The 19,972-nt window shown below is 69.1% G+C and carries 1 protein-coding gene (cut by a window edge); it reads right to left on the reverse strand.

Going from position 1 to position 19,972, the window contains the following annotated elements; translation table 11 throughout:
• A protein-coding gene (locus KY572_RS11680) for an Ig-like domain-containing protein (RefSeq protein ID WP_224242911.1) crosses the window boundary here: on the reverse strand, window positions 1-19,972 show its 3' portion. Its footprint extends 9,815 nt past the window's final position; only the last 19,972 of its 29,787 coding nucleotides appear in the window; its start codon lies off the right edge, out of view — the gene reads right to left on this strand; the stop codon is at window positions 1-3.

Consider the following 19,972-nt stretch of genomic DNA (forward strand, 5'->3'; position numbering starts at 1 on the left):
TCACCGCCCACCTCCCGAGAACGAAGCCTCGTTCGAAGGACTCGTGAAGTTCGGCGCCTCAGGGGGACGCTTGCTTGCGTTTGAGTCCTTCTTCTCGGCGTCCATGCTGGGCTGCTCAGAGCACCGTGTCTCTGTGCCGACCTGCATACAGACCTGCGGGCTTACGCAGGCGAACCAGGGTCTCGCCGGATCGCACTTCGCGTTGTAGTCGAGCTCGCCCGTGACTTGCAGCGAAGCATCCTCGGTACCGCTGACCAGGACGTAGTAGGTCCCTTCTTCTGGGAAGAACTGCCAGATCCCAGCCGGGTATCGGATTCCACCTTCAAAGCCGACCGGCGAGCAGACCTCCTCCGAGGAGTCCGAACACGAGCTTCTCACCGCGATATCCGCATAGGTGGCTTCCAAGTAGTAGGCCCCGGCTCCAGGAACGCGCAGGGCATAGATACGGTCTCCCCTGCCCGAGACGGGCTCCCCGCACGTGAGGGTCTCGTCGGAAGACGCGCCGACCAACGACACGGCAACCGTCTCCGTGAGGAGTTCAGCGCGAGCCGCGCAGGTCTCGCCATTGCCACCGAGCTCGGAGTTTGCGCTCGCGCTCACGCAGATCGGGTCGTCCGGCCAGTCCGTGTAGCCGTCGTTGTCGTCATCCACGTTGTTGGCACAGGCAGGCGGCGTGGCCGGATCCGTCTCGTCGTCGTCAACGAGCGAGGTGCAGCCCGGATCCGCCGGGAAGTCCCACACGGAGTCCCCGTCTCCATTGTTCACGCCGTCACCACAAGCCGCGCGCCGACACCGATTGACGCCCGGCTCGGCCGGTGCGCAGAAGCTGTCCTTGCACACAAAGGCAGTGGAGGCCGGCTCGCACTTCGCCCCTGCGTCGAGCTCCGCCGACAGCAGGACCACATCACTGAAGGTCGGGGTGGAGGAAGCCCTACGAATGAGCAGGCGAGAGTCCGCCGACAACGGCCCGGTCGTCACGATTCTCGGTGTCGTCTGCCCGCCCTGGCAAAGCTGCAGTGTCCCGCATGTGTCCCACACCACCACCGTCTCCTTGGTGGAGACCGTGAGCGACTTCACAGGGCCGTCGAAGGGCAGCGACAACCATGCCCCGTAGCCACCTCCGCCACCTCCGCCACAGGTGACCGGCGGAGAGGTCAGCGCGTGCATCGGAATTCCCGCCTTGCCTGGCTCCAGCGGCAGCGGCTGCGCGCAGGTGGTTCCCGTTCCGGCTGGCAGTATCCGCGCATCCCGGAAGTCCATGCTGTTGACTCCAGCCTGGTCCACGGCCCTCAGGATCAGCCTGAGCGGACTTCCCGCGGAGGGGACAGTAAAGCTCGGAGAGTAGAAGAGAGTCCCATTGGGCGGCGGGTTGTACTGGTAGATGAGCGTCTCAGCGGATGCCCCATTGGGCTGGTACAGGAACTTTGCCCACGACACCGGAGCCCCCGCCGCTGACACCATGCCCGAGAGCACGATCGACTGCCCCGCGATCACGTAGTCCCCTGCGACGAGCGTTACCTGGGGTGACTCGTCCATCACGGTATACGTCGTCACCGGCGTGCTCTTCGAACGTCCCAGCGGATCACTCACCACGAGCTGGAGCGTGAGCTGCACCCCAGGCTCTGGCAGCACCAGGCAGTGCTCCAGGGTGATGACGGAGGTGGTCACGTTGCTGACTTCCTGTGTCGCCGCGATCTCCCCATCGACCAGCAGTGACAGGGTGAACGGCCCCTGCGAATGCGAGTACTGGGAGCGGATACAATTCTGATACGGGAGGGCGTACAGCTTCGAGGGCAGGCCCGACGGCGGGTTCGGCAACTCCGGCAGTGCCCTATGGGTCAACGTCAAGGACGCGGACGCCGTGCGGCCCACTCCATCGATGAGGTCCGCCCTGAGCGTCGCAGGTCCTGTCACGGCCCGGGCGGGGATGAGCACGTGGAACACGGCGCTGGTAGCCCCCTTCTCCGGGAACAGCTCGCCCAGCACCTGGTCATCCAACCGCAGTGTCACACGCGCCGGAGCAATGGTGCTGGACTGCAAGTTCACCGTCACATTCCTGGCATCTCCCGAGAGCAACGTCGTGGTCTCAGTGATACCGGAGAACGAGATCGTGGGGTTGGCCGCCGCCGTTGGCGTCACCCGGATCCGCACCGGCGAGGACAGCGCCGTCCCGCCCTGGGCGGTGCGTACTCTGAGCTGCAGCTTCAGCTCTCCACCCGGGGTGGCGCCCATGGGCACCTGAGGCACGGCTCTCAGCTCGCGATCGTCCACCTGACCGACCACCCGGTCGTCCACCAACAGCTCGGCCGCATCCAGATCCAGGCCCCCCGCGATACCTGCCAGCAGGAAGCTGTCACCCGCACGGACCTCCGTCCCATCCGCGGGCGCGGCAATCCGGATGGTCGGGAAGGCCGCCGTGCTCGGCAACGGGAAGCGGCGCAAGCCCCCGGTGGCATCCGCGATGACCACCTCGGAGCCGCGCACCAGGGCGTCCACCGCATTGCCTGCCGAGAAGCTGGCCACCAGCAGGGGTGCATCCGGGTTGCTCACATCGAAGAGCTGCACGCCATGGCTTCCCTCGCTCAGCACGGCCAGACGGCCCTGGAGCCGCATCCGCACCACGGCCCCTGCCGTCGCCACCGTCGCGCGCTCGGTCGCTCCCGCCTCGCCAAGGCTCCACGTCGTGAAGCTGTTCTGGCTGGGAGACAGAGAAGAGGCCGTCACCAGCAACTCGCTGTCCATCGCCAGCGCGTTCACGGGCGCGGACTGGAAGGTCGCCAGCCGCCGCGGAATGCCCGTGACATCCATGCCGAAGAGGCTCCACCCGCCCGCCCCATGCGCCACCGCCGCGTGCGTCTCGTCGCCGGAGACGTCCACCGCTCCAGCGGACAGCAGCAAGGACGTCAGGTTGGCATTGTCCGGCACCGTGAGGCTGAAGAGCTTGCCGCCATCGATCGCCCACAACCGTCGCTGGGAGACGGCGAAGCGCGTGATCGTGGTGAGGCTCGAGAGCTCACCCAGGGAGGTGGTCAACAGAGAGAAGGAGCCATCGGCATCATCCAATCCGCGCAGCATCCTCGTGCCGGAGAGGAAGTACAGATGCCGGCCCACGAGCTCCGCCTGTCGGGCCTGAGCCGAACCGGTGGTGACCTGATGATGCAGCCGCGCCTCGGTGGGAACCGAAAGATCCAGATACTTGAAGTTCTTGTCCCCCGCGGCCACCAGGACGCCTCCGCGATACTCGGTGAGTGCATTGAGCGCCCCTGCAACGGCTGGCGTGTCCGTGGCTCCTTCCGGCGGCGGCAGTCCTCGCACCTCCACGCCCGCTGGGGTTGCGGCCAGCAACAGGCCCCCGGTGATGGCCAGGTCCTGGCCATCCAGGGCCTCCGACGCCACCCACGCCGCACGCGTGGGCTCGCTCACGTCCGCTACCCGCAGCCGCCCATCGGCGCACAGCACGTAGGCGAGCCCGCGAGCAACCCGCACCAGCCGTCCCGGAACCGTGAGGCTGGCGAGCGGCGCGGTGACGCCCGGTTGGTAGATCTCCAGTGTGCTGTTCGTCACCAGGAACAGCCTGTCGCTGTCCCGCTCCACGGCCACGGTGACCTTGGGCGCGGGCACGTCGTGTGTCCACGTCGAGAGTGTCCCCACTCCCGGATCCTGCCGATACTGGTGCATGACGTCATTGCTCTGGAGCCACGTGACGCCATCCGCGTGAGCCGCCAGCAGGATGGAATTCGCCGTAGTGACCGACGCCGCCGTGGGATGCGCGGGCTCGGAGAGGTTGAGCTGCACGGGCGGGTCGACCTGAGTCGCGGCCGAGGCGTACACCTTGCCCGCGTGCGCGACCAGTCGCCCGAAGTCACCGTTCGCATGGCCCACGTACCTTGGCTGCGCGGGCACGGAGACATCGATGACATCCGCCCCCGTGGCCCCGTAGGCCAGCACCACGAGGTCCCCCGCCACGGCCATGGAGAGTGGCCGCTCGGAGCCCACATAGCTCCCCAGATGCGTGAGCGACGGCGTATCTCCGCGCGTGAGAGCGCCGATGGAGAAGCCTGTCGCGGTCCGGACAAACACCCGGTCCCCCTGCACGGCAAGCTGCTCCGCCCCCGCGAACTGGGCGGCAAATACCTGCCCCGCGGGTGACACCACCGGGCGAACCACCCGCCAGCTCGCCACCGTGGCCGTCGCGGTATTGCCTGCCCGGTCCCTCGCCGTAACCACCAGCTCGAGCTTCGTGCCCACCTCCGTGGAGAGAGGCACCGTGTATTGGAAGCGCGCTCCGCCTCTCGCCACCTCTTGAGTGCCGACCATCAGCTTCTGCTGGAGGAACGCCAGGCCGCTCGCGTCCGTCACCGTCGCGGTCGACACAAGCCACGAGCCCGCGGCGACGCGGCCCGCGGCCGGCTCCAGGGCAAAGAGGTTCGGGCCCGTCAGGACGGGCGCGGTGCCATCATCCGCGAGGCTGATCGTCATGGACACGGGGGACGACTTGCGGCCCGCCTCGTCCACCGCCACGGCCTCCACGAGCACGCTGGACGAGCCGCCGATCAGCGGCATCAGCAGCGTGGCCTGATACGGCGACGTCGAGACTCGCTGCTGCTCGACCTGATTCACGAAGAAGCGGATCTCGCGCACCGTCCCAGGGTTGGTCGTGGCGACCACATCCACCCTCGTGCCCTCCAGGATCGCGCCCGACTGCAGGGCCGCCAGCGTCAAGACCTCCGGGGCATCGGTCGTATCGTCGAGCACCCTCAGCTGCGCCGTCTTCACCAGGCTCCGCCGGTTCTGCCCATCGATCGCCACCGCCGTGACGACGATGTCCCTGTCCTCGGTAGTGGCGGGAGCCTCGACCAGGCCAGCCCATGCGGGGCCGCTGAACCGGATGGGGGCTGCCCCGTCGACACTCACTTCGATGGAGGACACGAGCGTCGGGTTCATCGCCTTCGGCCGGATCCAGAACTCCGTGCCCTCCAGGACCGGACTGGGAACCTCCAGTGAGAGCAGCTCCGGGAGTGGACTGTCGCCCTCGAGCGACACCGTCTGCTGCGCCGTCCCGACGTTGCCCGCCAGGTCACGCACTCGCAACATCACCTGCGCGGAGCTCCCCGTCAGCGGCAGGTCCACCGACGTGGGCAATGCGCCGTCGAGCACCTCCACGATGCGGCCATCCACCGACAGCTCGGAGGTATACGCATTGAGCGGATCTCCCCCGTCCGTCACGGTTGCCACCAGCGACACCCGCGTCCCAGGGGCTGCCGCCGGCGGCAGCGACAGAGTCACCACCGGCGCGCCCGGCCCCCGCGCCAGCTTCAGGCGCGACAGCTCCTGCTCCTTCACCGCCAGCACTGTCCCACCCGCGGCCACGGCTCTTCCCTTCACCTCCGGGAAGCGTCCAGCGATGCGAGGCTCCTCGCGAGCATCCAGCACCAGCAGCCCCTCATTGCTGCCCACCAACAACCAGGGGCCGAGCGCCCGTATGGAGACGGCCGTCGAAGGGAGCGCCTTGTTCCCCGCAGGGGTCAGCGCGTTGCTGCCCCGCGTGAAACAGCTCACGCTCGTTCCGGCGACGCAGACCCGATCCGCCCCGAGGGAAGTCACCACTCCCGCCCCCGTCACGGCCGTGGCGGGAAGCACCTTCGGGGCTGGCGGCACCGACAGGTCCACCGCCACCAGGCGTCCACCCGCGAGGGCGTAGAGCCAGTCCCCGTGCACGGAGAGAGAGGTCACCGCTCCGATGAACTGGCGCGACAGCAGCACGCCGTCCTGGTTGCGAACCTCGATGCCCTCGTCCGTGCCGATCACGACGCCGCCGCGGAACGAAGCCATCGCCGTCGGCTCGCGGCGCAGCGCCACTCGTCCCAGGGACGAGAGCTGCTCCGTGAGCAGTTCCAGCGCCCCTGCCCCGGCCACGCGCAGCGCGACCGCCACGCGATCTCCCACGAAGGAGATCGCGGCGGGGGCTCCCTCCTCGGCCAGCTCCTGCCTGGTCACCAGGGACGCATCGGCGCGCAAGCGAGCCTCCACCAAGGCACGCCCCCCACCGTCATCCCTCAGCACCAGCAACCGATCACCCTGAAGCGCCAGATCCACCACCCCAGCAGCGCCATCCAGCGGCTGACGCGTGGCGGGCCCCTCGGCGAACACCGCCAGCTGGCCGGACACCTGGTGTGCGACCGTACCGCCCAGGCTCGAGGCGTTCACGGACAGCCGCACCTCGGCGGCCTCCGGGCCTGTGGGCAGCACATAGCCCCCCGTCGAGGCCACCGCGACGGGCTGAGAACCCACGCGGAGCTCTTGCTTCACGGTTGCCCCGGTGCTGGCAGAGGCCTGAACCGCCAGGCTGGAGCCGCCAGCGAACACCGGGCCTTCGGGCACCGTCGCCACGGTGAGCGTCGGTGCCGAGGTGGAGCCGTTCGTGATCTTGAGCTGCCGCTGGGACACGGAGCTGAACGCGCCGGACACGTCCTCCGCGACCGCGCGCAGCATCACATACCCGCCCTCGGGGCCCACCGCGGGCGCCGTGAAGGTGTGCTTCCACTGCGGCTGTCTCAGTACCACTTCGTTGTCGCCGAGGAACACACTCACCTTCCGGATGCCCCTCACCGACACCACGTCCAGGGTCACGTCGATGGGCTTGCCTTCCTCGTAACTGGCACCAGAGTTCGGGGACACGATGCGTGCCACGGGCGGTGTCGCGGGCTCCACGATGAACGACAGGGGGGCCGACGTCTGCTCGTTGTTCCGCGCATCCGTGGCGCGCGCGGTCACGACCACCGTGCGCTCCGTCGTGACGGCTGGCGGGGTCCACTGCACCGTCCAGGGCGCCTGCGTCAGGGTGAACTCCTCGCCGTCGATCGTGACCACCACCGACCGCACCGGGTTGGTGTCCGTGGCCAGCACCCGCACCTCCACCGGCGCACCGGCGGGAACGCGGGCCCCCTGCACGGGAGCCAGGAGGGAGACCGCTGGCGGTGTGGCATCTGGCTTGATGGTGACCATCACAGGATGCTCGGCGCTGCCCGTCAGGCCGCCGCTGTCCGTGGCCAACGCGGTAAGCAGATGCACCTCGGGGGACGCGCCAACCTGCTTCATCCGCAGGGTGTGCTCCATCACGGAGGAAGCGGGCTGACTGGTGGCGCGCTTGATCGAAGCACCATCCAGCCGCAGTTCCACCAGGCTCAGCGTCGTCGTGTCCTGCGCGGCGATCCGCACGAACAGCTCCTCGCCCTCCTCCTTCTCGATCGCGGACTGTGCCGGCTGCTCGAAGGTCACCGTGGGCGGCAGGTTGTTCACCAGCTGCACCGACACCAGGATCTGTTCCCTGTTCCCCGCCGCATCCTCGGCTACCGCCAGGAGCTCATGCGGGTTGTTGTTCACCGCCGTGGAGGGCCACTGGTGCGTGAAGACACCATTGCTGCCGTTCGCCAGGCTTCCGTCCACGTACAGCTCTCGCAGATGGATGCTGCCCGAGTCATCCGTCGCCTTCACCTCGAAGGTCCAGGGAACTTCCACGGTGAACTGCTGTCCCGTCTCGACCACCGCGCCAGAGCTCCGCACCACCAGGCTCACCTGCGGCTTCGTGACGTCCACCGTGCGGAACGTCGCCCGTCCCGCGGTCCCGGTGATGGCATTGCCGACCAGATCGGTGACGCCCTCCACGCTCAGCACGTAACGAGTGGTGGAGACCAGCAGGGTGCTGGGCACCAGGCTCAGGCTCAGGCCGTTGGGCGCCACCGTCACCATCGCTCCCACGTCCGTATTCGTAGCCTCGCGCTTCAGACGCGCCTGGGCGGCGCTCTCCACCTTGATGGGCTCGCTGAAGTGGACCGTGAACTGCGCATTGCGTGGCACGCTCTGGCCACCCACAACCGTCGGAGGATCCCATGCCACCACAGTGGGCGGCCGGGCATCCACGCGACTCACGTGATGATCCAACACCACCGGGGCGGTACCCGCCTTCACCAGCATCACCGTCACGTCGCCCTGCGGGCCCGCGGGAACGTTGAAGCTCAGCGTACTGCTGCTCATCGCGCTCACCGCGGCGGGAGCTCCGTCCACGTTGACCGTCATGCCATCCATGAAGCCGGTGCCCGTGAGGGTGACGGTGCCGCCCGACAAGTAGTCCACCTGCGTCGGCGAGATGTTCGTCACCGTGAGCGGTGCCACGTAGACGAACGCGCCCGGCACCTGCAGGGGCTGTCCCTGCCCGGAAATCAGCTTCACGGTGACGGGGCCGGCCGTGTCCGAAGCAGGGGTCCGCACGCGCACCAGCGAGGCGGCAGACGGCTCCACCAGTTCGGCCGCTCGAGTGCCAAAGCGCACCTCGGATACCGTCTCCAGGTTGTTGCCAGTGATGTCCACGAGCGTGCCGCCCGCGAGCCCGCCGTGGTCCGGCAGGAGGGTGGACACCGAGAGCTCCGAGACCACCTCGCCGCCTACCACCGGGAAGCGCCACGGCCCCATCAGCGCGCCCCCGACGTAGGGCATGGGCGCAAGAGACACCTCGGCCTCGTAGCGCTCGTGCGGCGTCAGCGCCGACTGCGGGGTGAAGGTCAGCGTGTAGCCTGACGTGTCCGCGGTCCCGAGCACCTCCTGCCCAGCCAGGTCTCGCAGGGTGAAGGTACTCCCCTGAGGCAGTTGCACCTCTCGGACCGGTCGCGTCACCGAGACCGTACCGTTGAGCGGCAGCACCCCACCCGGCAGTGGCACCGAGCGCACCGTCACGGGGTACGGCAGGTTGAATACCCGCGTCTGAGTCGTGCTGATCGACGCCGCGGCGCCACCCACCATCACCACCTGCTGGCTCGTAGAGGGAGGCACCGCCCACGTCCGCTCCATGAACCCTGGCGTAGCAGTGGTGTCCACCAGCGACAGCCGGTTCCTGCCTCCCACCCAGGCCCAGGGGCCGGACAGCGCCACATCCTGGGCTTTGTTGTTCACATCGCTCGAGTCCCAGCTCCCCACCAATTGGGGACCGCAAGGGTCCGTCGCGTCCACCAGGCGAACCCCATGGTTGACGCCGAGCAGCAGCCGGTTGCCATCCGCGGCCATCGCGTACGCCGGCGCCGGCTGATTGTCCAACACTCCGATCTGATTGAGCGCAGCCTCATCGAGGCGGAACAGCTCCACGCGGGACCTCGTGCCGAGATCCACCAGGATGGCCAGCGCGCTCCCCACGCGCTGCATGGCGCGGATGGTGCCTGCCGACAGGTACGTGCGTGCCACCACCCGGAATTCGCCCGCCACCCGGCCCAGGATCGCCACCTCGCGGCTGTTGCTGAAGGCCACGTAGGCCGTGCCCGATGTGGCCACGATCGAGATCGGCGTCCCACCGGACGACAGGATCGCGTGATCGATCTTCTGGGGCTCGCAGTCCACGCTCGCCCCCGTGACACAGCTCTCCAGATCGTAGCGCGCGACGATGCCCGAGGCCGCGAGGTACGCCACGTTGCCGCTCACCGCCATCGCCGTGGCCTGGAGCGGGACACCCTGAGCCAACGAGCCAAGCTCGTCTGGGCTGTCCGGCTGGGACATGTCCAGCGCGGTCAGCTTGCCACTCTTCGCCAGCAACAGGACGGAGCCCATCTTCGCGAATGCCTCGGCTCCCTGGCCAGGCACTCCCAGCTGCTCGAGCGTGAAGGTGAAGGTCCCCTCCCACTCGTCGATATGCGGCCCGTTCGACGTGGGCGTCGCGACGGCCACCGTCACCGGGCCGGTGACGTCCCTGGGCACCTTCACCCGCAGCGCCCCAGAGGACAGCAGCTCCACGCTGGACGCGGGCCTGCCGCCGAATGTCACCAGCGTGTCTCCGAAGAAGCCCGCCCCCTGGAGGGTGACGAACTCCTGGCTGTTGAAGGCCGCCGTGCTCGGTGTCACCTGGCTGACCACCGGCGCCGGCAGGTACCGGTAGGCGCCCAGCCGCAGGTCGGACAGGCCACCCACGTTCACCACTTCGATCGCCGCGGGCCCCTCGACTCCCGGCGGCACCACGATGCTCAGGGTGCGACCGTCAGCCTCCACGGTCTGCACGGCCGCCTCGTTGCCTCCGACGAACACCCGGGCGTTGGGCAGGAAGTGCTCGCCGCGCACCGTCACCGTGTCACCGCCCTGGGTAAGGCCAAAGGCCGGAGTGACGCTCTCGAAGATCGGGCGCTCGACCGTCGAAGTAGAGGCGGTGGCGAAGTGAACATCCACATCCACCCCCAGCTTTCCTCCCTCCAGGTCCGCCAGGTTCTGACCCACCCGGAGCCGGTAGCCCGTGGCCACGGTCAGCGGCGCGTAGGGCTCGAGCACCACATCCGCGCCATCCGGCGTCGACTCCGCACGGCGGGCCACGTTCACCGGAGCACTCGTCCCGTCATCCAGCGCCAGCGTCACCTCTCCGAGCGTGTTGCTGTCCGGAAGCGCCGAGACATGCACCCGTACCGTGGTGTCCACGGGGACCTTGTCGTTGCTCGCGGGCGTGGTGCCAATCAGCTCGAGGTGATCCAGGCGCACCGAAGTCAGCGTGCCTGCCAGCTCCCCGCTCTTGTCCGACTCCTGCTGGAGCGGCAGTTCCACCTGCCGATTGCCCACGTCCAGAAGCAGCGTGCCTACCAGGAGGTAGTTGTCCGCGAACACCAGCGTCCTGGCATCCCCTACCACCTGGGCGCTCTCGAGCGCGACCGCTTGCGTGTCCGGCGCGGGCAGCTCGAAGCGCTGCACCTTGCCACCTCCGGCGGCCACGTAGGCCACCCCCTCGCCCACCCACGTCTGCTCGGCGGACATCCAGCTGCTGTTCTGCGGATGCGTCAGGACCAGCTGACCGTCCAGCGACAGGCCCTCTTCCTCTGGATCCGACAGATCGATGATCGCGACCTGCTTCGCCGCGCCCAGCGAGGCATACGCGCGAGTCCCCTTCGACGTGAGGTGGCGAGCCGGGGCGATCACCGAGACCGAGCTCACCTCCGGGAGTGTTCCCTTCGTCGCGTCCAGCACGTGGACGCGAGGCGTCGTTGCGTGGAGGTCCGCCGCCAGCAGGTACTTGCCATGCAGCGCCAGCGCCCCCGCCCCGCCCGGCAGCGCCCGCTTGCTCATCAGCAGCGGCGAAGACGTCTCCCCCAGCCGGTACAGAGAGACGCCCTCTCCATCCGCGACGAACAGCAGGTTGTCCTTCACCACCACGTCGACCGCGGCGTTGGTGACGGAAAGCGACGGCTTCTCGCTCGGCGCCGCCGGGAGCGACACGTCCCAGATCTTCACTCCCGCCTTGCCCGCCGCCATGTAGAGCAGGTTGCCCGCCTTGGCGAGCCGCCGTGCACCGCCCTGCGCCGTGAAGGTGAGCGTCTTCTCCTCGCGGATCGTGGGCAGCTCGGAGAGCGACGCGATGAGCAGCCCGCCCTGGGAGGTGGCACGCGACGCACTGTAGACAGTGCCATCCTGGCCCACGATGGCCGTCTCCCCGCCCAGCGCCGCATACACCACCCCGTTGTCCACGATCGCGTGGGCCACGGGCAGCGTGGGCAGCCTGGCCACCGCGCCCGCGCCGTAGAGGAAGGCGTCCTCGCGGGTCACCACCTGGCCCGCCAGCTCCACCCTCACATCCACCAACCCCGGGCCGTGCGGAGGAATCTTCGCCACCGCATCCTCCGTGGAAGTCACGCGGACCTCGAAGGAAGCGGTCTGGTCGAAGAACACCTTCATCCCGGGCATGAAGCCCTTGCCCTTGAGGGTGAGGTACCCACCGCCCTGCTGCGGCGACTGGGTAGGAGACAGCGTCAGCAGGTTCAATGGATCGCGGTAGAAGAACCCGCCCACGCGCTGGTCGGACAGCCCGGAGGGCGTGTCGATCACCTCCACCAGCGCGGGCCCGGCGGCCGAGAGCAGGGACGGAGGCACCGTCACCTGCAGGGCCGTGCACGACGGCTGCTGATTCGGGCACGTCCGAGACTCCACGGTCGCGGCCTGGCCGCCCACCTTCACCGTCGTCTCCTGCCGGAAGCCCGCGCCCTGGATCTCGACCGCGGTGCTCGCGGTCGCCAGTCCAGAGGCAGGCACGATGCTGGTGATCTTCGGCTGCTCCGCGTTCGTGCCAGGCGCGACGAAGAAGATGGCCTCCACGGGCGCGACGAGGGTCCGGGTATCGAACCCCTCCACGCCTTGGGTGATCTTCACCCGCACCTGCTGCCCTGGCGGCAGGCCACCCGTGGGCTGGAAGATGGCCGTGGAGCCGCGGACGGCGAACACCACGTCATACTCGCCCGCCACCGCATGCCAGGTCTGCCCATCGAAGGTGCTGACCTGGAAGGTCTCCGCCTTCACCGACTCCTTCTTCACCGGCAGGGTGAAGCGTGCCTGGATGATCGTATTGCTGTGCGCGAGGCTGCCCGGCTTCGGGTCGAGCTCCACGACCACCAGGTCCGTCGGGGGCACCTCGATGACCGTGGCGCTCCCCGAGGTGGCGGCCAGCAACGCGCCGCCCACGAAGGTCAGGCCCGCGGCGGGAGCCCCCAGGTCCGTCGACAGCACCAGCTGGGGCTGGGCCTCGTTGCTCAGATCGTACACATACAGCTTGTTCCCCACCGTCACGTAGGCTCGACCGCCACGCACCAGCAGGCGGCTCGCCACGAGCTTCTCGTAGGGCTGGAAGCCCGACTGGATGCTGATGCGGCCCCGAAGCGCGAGCGCCGGGTCCTCGCGGTCATAGATGGAGAGGGACAGGCCATCTCCCGTGTTCTCCGTCACCCGAGAGGTGAGCGCGTAGAAGCGCGTCGGCCCGAGGTCCAGCGCCAGCGCGTCCGTGTCCGCGTCCAGCGGCCAGGCCTGCGCCGGTGCCACCCGCGGGCCTACGATGCTGAAGCGCCGGATGGCTCCCGGTCCGCCCGTCGACTCCGTCACGCTGACATAGGCGTCCTGGCCCTCCACTCGCACACCCGTGGCCAGACCCGACGTGGACGCCCGGCCCGCCTCGAAAGGAGTCGCGCTGTTGGACACATCCACCACCGCCAGGCCTTGCGCGTCGATGGCCAGGAACGCCAGCGAGCCGGAGACATCCAGTCCGCGCACGGGCGTCTCGGTGCGCATGCCGCCCAGGCGAATGGGCCGCTCCTCGATCTTCACATCGAAGATCTCCAGGCCTGTGTAGCCGGTGTTGGAGACACCCACGTAGAGCGTGTCCCCCTGCAAACGGAGCTCCGACGCGACCCTCGGCGGGAAGCCCGGCAGATCCATCGTGGTGCCCACGGGCATGTCGTACGCAAACACGCCCACCTGCACCGCGGGCTCCCCCGGCCGCACCAGCTCCACCGGAGCCAGCATGGCCTGCGCCACTGCCGGCGTCGTGAAGCGCAGTGACGACAGATCGCGGATGTCCACATCGAGGGCGTTCGCGTTGCCAATCCGGACCTGCGTCCCCGGCGCCAGCACGCGCTTTCCAGGCACCGTCAACGACACCCGCGTGCCCCCGCTCACGGGCCCATGGTCCGGCGAGATGGAGACATTCGCGCCTACCAGCGGGTCCAGGTAGAGGAGAGCCGCCGGCAACACGCCCCGAGGCCCACCCTGGTTCTCCACCTCGAGATCGGCGGGCCCCGCTTGAGCCGCCGCCGGCACGGTGACGCTCATGCTCGTGTCGGTGTCAGGCGCGGCGGCCAGCTGGAAGGCGGCCTCCACTCCCCCCACGCGTACATGCGAGGTGCCCGTGAAGCCCTTGCCCGTCACGGTGATGACCGCACCGCCAGCCCGGGAGACCATGGACTGCGAGACGGCCTGCGGCTCCGGGACGCGACTGCCCGCCGCCGCCGTCTCGAACTCGAGCTCGAACGGAATGAGGAGCGCTCCGCCCCGCTGATCCGTCACGGTCGTGCTCACCACCAGGCGATAGGCCGTGCCGGGCACGAGCGGGTCATCGGGGCGGACCACCAGCTGCGAGTCGGAGATCTCGAGCTCCACGTCCACCGCCGTGTCACCCGGCCCCAGCAGCTGCACGCTGGTGTCCGTGAAGCTCGGCGCGTGCAGGGGACGGTTGAAGCGCACCGCCAGCTCCACGTTCTCGGGAGGCACCAGCGACTCGCGCGCGGGGCTGTAGCCCGTCACGTACAGGAACGGCACGGACAGCTCGGTCACCCGATCGCGGCCGGCCAGCAGCAACCGATCCTTCACCGCCACCATGTCCCAGGCGCGCTCCGGGTTGCCACCGCTGACGCGCTTCGGGTCTCGAGGATCCGACACGTCCACCAGCACCACGCCGCCATCGGCCGCGGCCACGAAGAGCATGTCGCCGAGCAGGCGCAGCCGCTGCGGGTGGCCCGGCACGTTGGAGAGCGTCGTGTCGAAGGGGATCGACAACGAGTCGAGCTTCTTCGGATCGGACGGGTTGGACACATCCACGAAGAGCAGGCCGAACTCCGCGGCCGCCACGATGGCCACGCCCCGCACCACCACCACGTCCGTGAGGGTGTAGGGATAGGAGATCTCCCCCTCGACCATGGCTCCGGGGCTGGCCGAGCTGTAGATGATCAGCTTGCCCGAGGGCGTGGCCCCCTTGGCGACATGGGCCTGATCTCCCTGCGCATGGCCGGTGAGCGAGCTCTGCGGAGGTGGCGGCAGGGCGCGCGGGTCCCCCGTCTGCGGAGGACAGAAGTAGATACCCTCGTGCGCGCCCGTCACCACGAAGGCACGACCATCCGCCAGAGCGGCACCGAAGACATCGGTACCGCTCATCAGCTCGCCAATGCGAACCGGATCCTGCGGGACGCGCGTGTCGAACAGGGCGATGGTGCCAGCGGTGCCATAGGCGGGCAGGCTTCCGCCCTGGCACTGCGCCGCCGGCTCCTTGGAGAGCGTCGTCCCGAGCAGCCAGGCCCCGGTCTGCGTGGGCACCACGCGCGTGGCCAGCATGCCCCCTCCCGCTCCAAACGAGGCCTGGCCCAGCACCTCGGTCGGAGGGCTGGAGGGATTCAGAAGGACGAGGCCGCTCTCGCCGCTGGCCAGGTAGATCCGACCGTCCCTCATGGCCACGTCGAGCGAGTCCGGCATGACCTCGATGTCCGGCAGTTCCGTGGGCGGCAGCATGCCGAGCCGGACCGCGAAGAAGCGGTCCACCAGCTCATCCTCCGGATTCACCATCCAGCTCACGGAGGTGCGCGGCTCACCCGGCTTGGTCGCGTCGTACGAGACGGTGCGGTAGGACACCGGGATCGTGCCCTGCTGGGTGTAGTAGCCCCCCCGGTAAGTCTTGGTGAACTTGTTGCCGTTGCCGCTGGCACCAGCCGCCGAGAACACCTGCAGCGGGCTGGACGGATTGGCCACCAGCGCGCGAGGCGCCGTCGCGACCGTCCGCTCCTCACCCAGGAACGGCAGGCCGTAACCCACCTCGCTCGGAGCGGTGCCTCGCGAGATGCCGTCCGGCGAGACCACGGTCACATCGGCCGCGCCGAACGAGCCCGGCGGAGCCACCGCCACCAGCTCGTTGAAGGACTTCACCCGCACGTTCGTGGCGGGCAGGCCTCGCACCAGCACGCGCGTGGACCCCAGCGCATCGGCCCACTCGGGAAGGAAGCCGTCACCGGTGACGGTGATCACGCTGCCGCCGCGCGGGTTGAGGAAGCGCGGCGTGGCGCTGCTGGCGTACAGCGGCGCCACGTACAGGTAGCCACCCGGCTGGCGCGCGGACAGCCCCGACGGCTGGATGATCTCCACGTCCGCCAGGCCCACCTCTCCTTCAGGCGTCAGCACCGTCAGCCGCGTGGGCGAGAACGCCAACACCGGCGCAAGCGCTCCACCGATCCGCACCTCCACACCCTGCTCGAAGCGGCTGCCCAGCACCTCGACGATGCTGTCCCCCGCGATGGAGCCCACGCGCGGCACCACCTGGGAGATCGTCGGCCGTACGCCCGGAAGCGCCGCTGTCCGGAACGAGAGCGAGAACGGCGCGATGAGCTCGCCCTTGCCATCAAACGTCTCGAGCGCTGTGGAGAGCGAGACCGTGAGCTTCTCGCCAGCGGGCAACGGCTGCGAAGGCTCGAAGACGATCGTGCTCGTCGGAGTGCTGGGGCTGCCCGCCTCCAGGGTCCCCGGCACGGCGACGCCCGCCTCCGTGGTGATGGAGAAGGCCGCCTGGGCCGTCGCCGCGTTGATGATCGTCGACAGGAAGATCGTGACGTCCGGCAGATCCAGCGGAACCAGCTCGCCCTCGGCCACGTTCGTCCGGATGACGGAGAGCTCCGAAGGATCTCCGAAGTCCAGCGACCAGCCACGCACGTTTCCTCGATCCCGCATGCTCAGCAGCCGCCCGTCGCCGAACGCCACCGCGCGCGTCTCCCCCACCTGGGTGCCGGTGACGTGGTACAGCAGCGTCGGGTTGAGCAGATCGCTCAGGTCCACCACCGCCACGCCTGCCGCACCCGCGGCCACATAGGCCAGCTTCCCGGCCAGGCGCACATCCCAGGCGAAGCCCTTCACATCCACGGAGGCAATCCGCTCAGGCTGGGGTTCGGACACGTCCACCAGCACCAACCCCTCGGCGCCCGCGGCCACCACGGCCACGTTGTCGAGCAGGCGGATGCGCTGCGCGGCGATGGCCTCCGGCAACACGCTCGTCTGGGTCGGCGCATGCTCCACCGACCAGACCTGGAGCGCGCCCGAGCCCACGCGGAAGTCGTTGCCTCGCGTCCCCGTGCCAAGCACGGCGCGAGCGTCCGACACGGCCACGGTCTGCGCCCCCGGACTCACCGCCGCGGCGTGCACCGGGAACGGCTCCACCGAGACGTCGAAGGAGCGCAGCCCGCTGGCCGCCGCCGCCGCGAGCAGTCGGTGCCCGCGTACATCCACGCCATACACTCCGTTCGAGCCCGCCGGGACGGCCTGCACCTGCGGATTGAGCGCCAGGATCCTCTCCGGATGCGCCAGATCCACATTCACCTTCGCCACCGCGCCCGCCGTTGCGTTTCCGTCCTCGTCCCGCCGGGAGACGAGGCCCACGTACATGGCGCCTTCCTCGCTGGGCGGGAGGGTGATGGAGGTGGCCTCACCCGGCAGCATCAGGCGCGCGATGATCCGGTCATCGGTGCCGTCCTTGTTCACGTCCACCAGCCGGAGCCGGTCCTCGTCGGAAATGGCGGGACTGCCTTCTATGAAGCGATGGAGACCGGAGAGGCTCACCACCTCCAGCGTCGAGCCGCCGACCACGTAGGCCACGTCGCCCCACACCACCGCATCGCGCAGCGCATGCCCCAGCGTCACGGACGAGTCCGAGGGCTGGTCGAACGTGAAGCCATCCGCCAGCGTGGCCGACAGGCCCGGCTGCGACGGGTAGCTGACCGTCACGTCCACCGTCCCCCGGACTCCGGGAGGAGTAGTGGCCTGGATGAGCCCCAGCCCGAGCACCCGCGCCTGCAGCGCGTCCTTGTCACCGAACTTCACATTCACGTCGCCGTCGGGCACGAAGCCCGCGCCCGAGATGAGCACCGATGTGCCGCCCGTGCTGGGCCCTCGCGACGGAGTCACCTCATCGATGCGGATCGGATCCACATAGAGGTATGCGCCCACGCGGTCGACGCGCACGCCTCCCTTGCCAATGACTGTAACGGTGGCCGGGCCACCCTGAGCCGACGCCGGAACCCTCACGGTGGCGCTCATGCCACCCAGGCCTGTGGAGAGCACCTGAGCCGGGACGTTGTTGAAGCGCACCTCCATCATGCCGTCCAGGAAGCCGGTTCCCTCCAGGACGATGTCATTGCCACCCGCCGAGGGCCCCTGACTCGGGAGCAGCCGGGAGAGGGTCACGGGGACCGACATGGCGTCGGTGGCCGTGGTGAACTCCGCCAGGAAGGCCCCCTGCATGGACACCGAATCCGCCTCGGCGCGCAGCCCCTGGATTCGAACCTGGTAGGCCGTGTTCGGGGTCAGCGCCCCCGTCGGCGTGAGCGTGAGCTTGTAGGAGGTGGGGGTCGGACACTCGGTCGTGCACGCGGCGAACGACCAGGTGTAGGGCACCTCCACGCCCACCGCGCTGCCGTTCAGCGGCACCAGCTTCACGTTGGCAGCCTTGATGTCTTCGGTCTTGATGGCCCTGCTCAAGAAGATCTGGATGGGCTGGCCCACCAGGACTCCCTCGGCCCCATCCGCGGGGACACTGGCCGTCACCACCGGGAAGGGCAGCCCCACCACGGAGAGGGCGTGTCTCACCACGGGCCCGTTCGCCTGCGACACGGTCTCCTTGATGGCCGCCACCACCACATCCCCGCCCACGGCCACATCGGACAGCCGGGTGGCCGGGTACAGGTCCACGGCATCCACGGAGAGCGGCCGAGCCGGATCCGAGTTGACCAGCACCTGCACCAGCGCCGAGCTCGTATAGCCCGCCACCGCGCCGAGCTGCGGCGCCGCGGCCCCGACCGAGAACTTCATTCCATTCACCAGCGGAGTCACCGCCGCCGGCAGGTGGGGACGCGTCGCGGGCGAGATCGACAGCGTGCGCAGGGCGTTGTTGGACACCGACAAGCCCCGGCGGGCATACAGCGCCACATCCTCCGCGCTCGAGGCGAGCTCACCCACCACCCGCAGATCCGGCAACGCCAGGTCGACCACCAGCAGCCTGCGCTCGAGCCCCAGCTCCGCCAGGAGCACCGCGTAGCGGCCAGACACCTGCACATCGAGGATGGAGGGCTGCTTCTCCACTCCATTGAAACGGAAGTCCTTTACCGCGCCGAGCAGCATCGGGCGATCCGGATCCTGCAGCGAGAAGCGCACCACGCCGCCCTGCCCCGCCGCCATCAGCGCCAGGTCTCCCGCCACCGCCAGGCCCTTGGCCTGCCCCACACCGGGCACCGTCGCGACGATGGCGGGCTGGGCCGGGACCGTGTTGATGACCATCAGCGACGGCACGCCCTCGCCCAGCATGTCGATGAACGGCAGGTCCGGGCCGTTCACCGCCACATAGGCCCGCGTCCCCTGGAGCACGAGGGCCACGGGATTGTACGGAGGCGGCAGATCCACGCCGCCCACCACATGGGCCTGCGTCGGGTCGCTCACGTCCACCTTGGACAGCGCGCCGCGTGTGCTCCTCGTCTCGAGCTCGGTGATGTCCCTCGCGGACGTCGCCACCACCGCTGGCGACAGCACCCACGCCTTGTCACCCGAGAGTGCCACCTTCACGGGCAGCATCATGGGCAGCCGCTGGAGAGGACGGTCCGGGCCATCCACCGACGGCACGTGGCGGGTCACCACGGACGAGACCGACAGATCCGAGTACAGGTACGCCCCCGGCGCCACCACGCGCCGCTCGTCCGGGTTCTGCACGGCGATGTCCACGGGCCCCAGGGTGCCCTCGGGCATCGTCACCTGGAGCCGGCCCGGAGACAGCACTCGCACCTGATTCGCGGCCAGCTCCTGGGTGCCTACCGTCACCTTGGCGCCGCGCTGGAAGCCTCCGCCGAGCAGCTCCACCGTGTTGCCGCCCGCGACCGGGCCGGTGGCCGGCACCACGAAGTTCAGCTCCAGCACCTTCAGGAACAGGAAGCCGCCGTACAGCGTGCCGTCGAGGCCATCCGGGTTGACCACCGTGACCGTGGCGGCACCCTCGACCTGCGCAGGAGTGCGCGTCTGGAGGGTCAGCCCATCGGTGGCAACGGTCACTCCACCCACCGCCTCCTTGTCGGAGAAGTAGACCCGCGCGCCCGTCTTGAAGCCGGATCCGGACACCGTCACCAGGGTTCCGCCATCCAGCGGACCCGAGGAAGGGCTCACGCTGGACACGACCGGCGGCTTCGCGTTCACCCGGCGCGTGCTGAACCGGGAGACGAAGGGCTCGTCCAGCTCGTTGCCGGTGGTGGCGGAGGCCAGCGTGGACTCCACCCTGAGGAAGTAGTCGGTCGCGACCGCCAGCGGGCCGGTCGGCGTGACGCGAAGGATGCGGCCGTCGATCGTCACATTGACGGCGACCGGAGGCCCGATCACCGGGTCCCCCGAGCGCAGCACCACCGCCCCG

The organism is Hyalangium gracile (assembly GCF_020103725.1).
Classification (GTDB): Bacteria; Myxococcota; Myxococcia; order Myxococcales; family Myxococcaceae; genus Hyalangium; species Hyalangium gracile.